The sequence below is a fragment of the Roseicella aerolata genome (genome assembly GCF_020523605.1).
GTDB classification, from domain to species: Bacteria; Pseudomonadota; Alphaproteobacteria; order Acetobacterales; family Acetobacteraceae; genus Paracraurococcus; species Paracraurococcus aerolatus.
In genome coordinates this window covers 1-883 of sequence record NZ_JAJAQI010000169.1, presented here as the reverse complement: position 1 = coordinate 883, position 883 = coordinate 1, and the positions used below count along the sequence as shown (strand labels likewise).

Genomic DNA, 883 nt, shown 5'->3' with positions numbered 1-883 from the left:
TCAACCGCTTCGTCGCGGAGGCCAACGCCGACCCGCGCCCCTTCCGATGGACCAAGCACCCGGACCACGTCATCGCCGCCGCGAGGCGTGGGCACCAAGCGTTAGACTCGCTCCACTAGGAGAGACCCTGACCATCCTCCGGCCCTGCACCAGCACCACCTCAGCCTGTCACAGCATCCGAACACTCCGCCCGGCATCAAGCGCTTTCCTGGCACCCCGACCTCCCCGAGGAGGCCAACTCCCCCACCAAACCCGGATTGGATTCAGGAGCGCAGGTCATCCCGGCACAACTCTCATCACCTATCCATTGCAGGATAGCGGCCAATCCTTCTTCAAGCTGCGTCGTAGCTCTTACGCCGAGAAGCGCGGTCGCCGCAGACGGATCTCCGAGCGAATGGCGGATATCTCCCGCCCGTGCCGGGCTCGTTACGATTTCGGGCGTGTGACCTACAGCACGGGCCAGCACCTCGGATAGCCCCCGGATGGAAGTCGCCCGGCCCGTGCAGACATTGAGCACGCCTCCAAGCTGCGCATGGTGCAGCAGACTCATGGCGGCGTGAAGATGTGATACAACGTCGGCGACGTAGACGAAGTCGCGCGTCTGCATGCCGTCCCCATGAATGGTCAATGGCTGCCCCGCGACAATCCGGGCGGCGAGGACCGAGATGACTCCGGAGTAAGGCGAGGAGGGACTCTGGCGCGGGCCGTAAACGTTGAAGAAGCGCAGACCCATGGTGGGAATCCCGTGCACGCCGGAGGCTACATGTTGATTGCCACTGAGAGCTGACCCGGGATTGCCATGAGGATTTGACCCGGGTTGTGGCTGGAAGTTCGGGGTTTTCGGCTTCTGTCAGGTGGGTTGTGGCCTCCTTTCGTGCTTGGC

General features: G+C 63.3%; 1 protein-coding gene. It reads right to left on the bottom strand.

The genetic code is table 11. The annotated features are described in order from the left end of the window. Positions 1-196 precede the first annotated feature (196 nt). Positions 197-751, bottom strand: a complete 555-nt coding sequence (locus LHA35_RS28385) for an NAD-dependent epimerase/dehydratase family protein (protein WP_338051023.1) — start codon at positions 749-751, stop codon at positions 197-199. Between the last annotated feature and the right edge of the window lie 132 nt (positions 752-883).